The 3951-nt window shown below is 71.9% G+C and carries 5 protein-coding genes and 1 pseudogene; 3 read left to right on the plus strand and 3 right to left on the minus strand.

From position 1 onward, the window contains the following. Nucleotides 1-21: 21 nt before the first annotated feature. Nucleotides 22-210: a hypothetical protein gene (locus tag MKL01_RS00125; RefSeq protein ID WP_243903217.1), complete on the minus strand. Its 189-nt coding sequence runs from the start codon at nt 208-210 to the stop codon at nt 22-24. Between the two features lie 82 nt (nt 211-292). On the opposite strand from MKL01_RS00125, the pseudogene MKL01_RS00130 reads away from it, so the two are divergent. The 3 genes and pseudogenes from MKL01_RS00130 to MKL01_RS00140 all read left to right on the plus strand — a co-directional run. Then, nucleotides 293-493, plus strand: a pseudogene (locus tag MKL01_RS00130) (flagellin); the annotation flags it as partial. A 176-nt stretch (nt 494-669) separates the two neighbouring features. Next, nucleotides 670-1833, plus strand: a complete 1164-nt coding sequence (locus tag MKL01_RS00135; RefSeq protein WP_243903218.1) for an alpha-hydroxy acid oxidase — start codon at nt 670-672, stop codon at nt 1831-1833. 130 nt (nt 1834-1963) lie between these two features. Further along, nucleotides 1964-3166 carry a DUF2252 family protein gene (locus tag MKL01_RS00140; protein WP_243903219.1) on the plus strand — a complete coding sequence of 401 codons (1203 nt, stop codon included), beginning with the start codon at nt 1964-1966 and terminating at the stop codon, nt 3164-3166. Nucleotides 3167-3227: 61 nt separating this feature from the next. Here MKL01_RS00140 and MKL01_RS00145 read toward each other — a convergent pair whose 3' ends face one another. Further along, complete coding sequence (locus MKL01_RS00145; protein WP_243903220.1) at nt 3228-3365, minus strand: hypothetical protein; 138 nt, start codon at nt 3363-3365, stop codon at nt 3228-3230. 123 nt (nt 3366-3488) lie between these two features. Next, the coding region (locus MKL01_RS00150; RefSeq protein ID WP_243903221.1) for an ABC transporter substrate-binding protein at nt 3489-3951 on the minus strand (463 nt) is incomplete at its 5' end.

Consider the following 3951-nt stretch of genomic DNA (forward strand, 5'->3'; position numbering starts at 1 on the left):
CGACGGGCGGGCCGACAGCGCCTAGGAGTTGGCCGCCTCTTGATTGGAGTACGCTTGCGTCAGGTTGGCCGCGCCGTTCTGCAGCACGTTAATCAGCTGCTTGGAGCAGTCCTGCCGGGTCTGAACCACCGACAGGCTCGAGCCCAGCGTGCTCGCCGCCGATTTGAGCTCGCTCCCGGCCGTGGTCAGCGTGGCCAGTGTCTTGTTCACGTCCGCCTTCAGCAGGAAGTTGCCCAGCCCTTTCGCGCTCGTCGAGCTGTTCGAGTTGGTGATCGCGCTGAGGCCGAGGCCGGTGGCGGTGGCTCAGAACCGGCAGGACTTCTCCAAGCAGCTGATCAACGTGCTGCAGACCGGCTCGGCCAACCTGACGAACGCCGACCTCAACCAAGAGGCGGCCAACTCCCAGGCGCTGTCGACCCGCCAGTCGATGGGCATCTCGGCGCTGTCGCTGGCCAACTCGGCCCAGCAGGGCGTCCTGCAGCTCCTGCGCTGATCGCAGCCGCATCTGACGACGCGGCCGGCCGGGGCGACCCGGCCGGCCGATTTTTTTCGTGTGCCGCCCCGGCCGGGATGGCAAGACGACCGCGGGGCCGGCCGCCGGCCGGGCCCAGGCCGTCCTCTGGAGGCCCGGGCCCGCCGGCGCCGCCGTGCCGATCGCGTGAGGCCGCAATGACCATCGTGACGACGATCGAGGATCTGCGGCGGGTCGCCAAGCGCCGCGTGCCGCGGATGTTCTACGATTATTGCGACTCCGGTTCGTGGACGGAATCCACCTACCGGGCGAACGAGGACGACTTCGCCGGGATCAAGCTGCGCCAGCGCGTGGCGGTGGACATGTCCGACCGCTCGCTGGCCACCACGATGGCCGGCCAGGCGGTGGCGATGCCGGTGGCGCTCGCGCCCACGGGCCTGACCGGGATGCAGCGTGCCGACGGCGAGATCCTGGCCGCGCGGGCCGCGGAGGCCGCAGGCGTGCCGTTCACGCTGTCCACGATGAGCATCTGCAGCATCGAGGACGTGGCCGAGCATGCCACCAAGCCGTTCTGGTTCCAGCTCTACTTCATGCGCGACCGCGCCTTCAACGAGCGGCTGATCGACCGCGCCCAGGCCGCGGGCTGCTCCGCGCTGGTCCTGACCCTGGATCTCCAGATCCTCGGCCAGCGGCACAAGGACATCCGCAACGGCCTGTCGGCACCCCCGCGCTTCACCGCCGCCACGGTCCTCGACCTGATGACCAAGCCGCGCTGGTGCTGGCACATGCTCCGGACCCGGCGGCGGACGTTCCGCAACATCGTCGGCCACGTCGAGGGCGTCGCCGACACCCGCTCGATCTCCGCCTGGACGGCGCAGCAATTCGACCCGCGCCTCGATTGGGACGACGTGCGCCGCATCCGCGACCGCTGGAAGGGCCCCCTGATCCTCAAGGGCGTCCTCGACGTCGAGGACGCGGTGCGGGCGGCCGAGACGGGGGCACAATCCCTCGTCGTGTCGAACCACGGCGGCCGGCAGCTCGACGGCGCCCCCTCGTCGATCGCGGTCCTGCCCGAGATCGCCGACGCGGTCGGCCACCGGATCGAGGTGCTGATGGACGGCGGCATCCGCTCCGGCCAGGACGTGCTGAAGGCGGTGGCCCTGGGCGCCAAGGGCGTGTTCGTCGGCCGCCCGTTCCTCTACGGCCTCGGCGCCTACGGCGGGCCCGGCGTGACGCTGTGCCTCGATATCATCCGCCGGGAACTCGACATGACGATGGCCCTGTGCGGCCGCCGCGACATCCGGGACGTCGACCGGTCGATCCTCCGGGCGCCGCCGCTCAGTAACCATCCGGGCTGGTGAGCGGCGCGCACGAAGTCGATGTCCCCGTCATCCACAGCGGAGACGAAACGACGCGCGTTGCCGACCTGTTCTCAGACGTTGGATGGAGCGGCAAGCTGAGACCGGTCAGGAGCGCGTGCAGGTGGACGGAATGCCCGAGACGAGAAGCTTCGGTCCCGCCGAGCGGGCGGCGGTGCTGGAGCGGCAGCGGACGCTGAAGATGGCGCGGTCCGCCCACGCCTACGTGCGGGGCAACACCGTGACGTTCTACGAATGGCTGGACGGACTGGCGCGCGGCACCCTGCCGGAGGGCCCCCCGGTCTGGATCTGCGGCGACTGCCACCTCGGCAATCTCGGGCCGCTCGCCGACGCCGACGGGCGCATCGACATCCAGATCCGCGACCTCGACCAGACCGTCGTGGGCAACCCTGCGCACGACCTCATCCGGCTCGGCCTGTCGCTCGCCAGCGCGGCCCGCGGCTCGGATCTGCCGGGCATCGTCACCGCCCGGATGCTGGAGGAGATGGTCCGCGGCTACGCGCTGGGGCTGGCGGGCCCCGGGCGGGACGCGGCGCCCCCGGAGCCCGACGCCGTCCGCACCGTCCGGCGTCGGGCGCTGGGCCGGCGCTGGAAGCACCTCGCCCGCGAGCGCCTGAAGGACGTCGAGCCCTCCATCCCGCTCGGGCGCAAGTTCTGGGCGCTCGCGGACGCGGAGCGGGCCGCCCTCGACGACCTCTTCCGCCAGGAGGCGGTGCGCCGGCTCATCCTGAAGCTGAATGCCCGCGACGACGCGTCGGAGGTCAGCCTGGTCGATGCCGCCTACTGGATGAAGGGCTGCAGCTCCCTGGGCTTCCTGCGCTACGCCACCCTGGTGCGCATCGTCGAGGCCGAGGGCCGGCGCAGCTTCGCGCTGGTCGACCTGAAGGAGGCGGTCGAGCCCGCGGCCCCGGCCGCGCCGGACGCCGACATGCCCGCGGACGCGGCCGAGCGGGTCGTGGCCGGCGCGCGGGCGCTGGCGCCGAACCTGGGCGAGCGCATGCTGCCGGTGCGCCTCCTCGGTAAGCCCGTCGTGGTCCGCGAACTCGCCCCGCAGGATCTCAAGCTCGACGTCGACCAGTTCAGCCGCAGCGAGGCGGTGCGGGCGGCCCACTACCTCGCCTTCGTGGTCGGAAAGGCCCACGGTCGGCAGATGGACGCGGCGGCGCGCCGGGACTGGCACGCCGAGATCCTGGCGGAGTCCGGGGGGGCGGAGGCGCCGTCGTGGCTGTGGTCGAGCGTGGTCGAGCTCGCCGGCCGGCACGAGGTCGGCTACCTGCGGCATTGCCGCCTCTACGCCGACCGGGACGCCGCCTGAGCGGCGGGCGGCGGGCCGACCCCCCGCGACCGGGGGGCCGGCTCTCCGTCTATGGTCCGGCCTACTTGCTCCTGCCGCCCTTCTTGCCCAGCTCGGCCTGCGCGGCGGAGGATTTGCGCGGGTTCGCCTTGCCCGCGCGGCTCGCCTTGGCGTTGGCCTTCTTGGCGGCCGTGCTGCCGTTGCCCTTCTTCTCCGTCATGATCGCCTCTCCTCGAAGATGGCGGTGAAGCCCGCGGGGCTGCGCGGCGTTCCCCGGGATCGCGGCTTTCCGGTGGACAACCGCGCCGGCGGCGGCCCGCCCGTCCGCTGGCGACGCCACGCTCTATTGCAGGCCGACGGTGACGAACTTCCCGTTCTCGTCGAGCTGCGTCCCCCAGATCATGTGCGACGCCTGATGCTCGCTCGGACCGAACTTCAGCGCGGTCCCGAGCCCCAGATCGAAGGTGCCGAGCCCCTCGAGGGCGTCGGCGAGGCGATCGCCGTCGATCTTCGCGCCCGGCGCGGCGGCGATCCGCCGGACGGCCTCGATGACGATCTTCGCGTCGAGGTAGCCCTCGAGGGATACGTAGTCCGGCCGCTCGCCGGGGAAGGACTTCGCCAACGACGCCTTGAACTCGAGGACGGCCTTCGAGTAGCCGGCCACCGCGGGGACCACCTGGGTGACCAGGACGCCGGCGCCGACACCGTGCCCGACCAGGGCGAGTTCCTCCGCCAGGGCGGTGGCGCCGACCGCGGAGACGTCGGTGTAGATCATCCGCGGGTGCAGCGGCTGGGTCAGCTTCATG

It is taken from the genome of Methylobacterium sp. J-070 (assembly GCF_022829385.1).
Lineage (GTDB): Bacteria > Pseudomonadota > Alphaproteobacteria > Rhizobiales > Beijerinckiaceae > Methylobacterium.

Excerpts from the sequence above, each read along its gene's own strand:
- MKL01_RS00140 (WP_243903219.1), top strand. The coding sequence starts at position 1,964 with ATGCCCGAGACGAGAAGCTTCGGTCCCGCCGAGCGGGCGGCGGTGCTG.
- MKL01_RS00145 (WP_243903220.1), bottom strand. The coding sequence starts at position 3,365 with ATGACGGAGAAGAAGGGCAACGGCAGCACGGCCGCCAAGAAGGCCAAC.
- MKL01_RS00135 (WP_243903218.1), top strand. The coding sequence starts at position 670 with ATGACCATCGTGACGACGATCGAGGATCTGCGGCGGGTCGCCAAGCGC.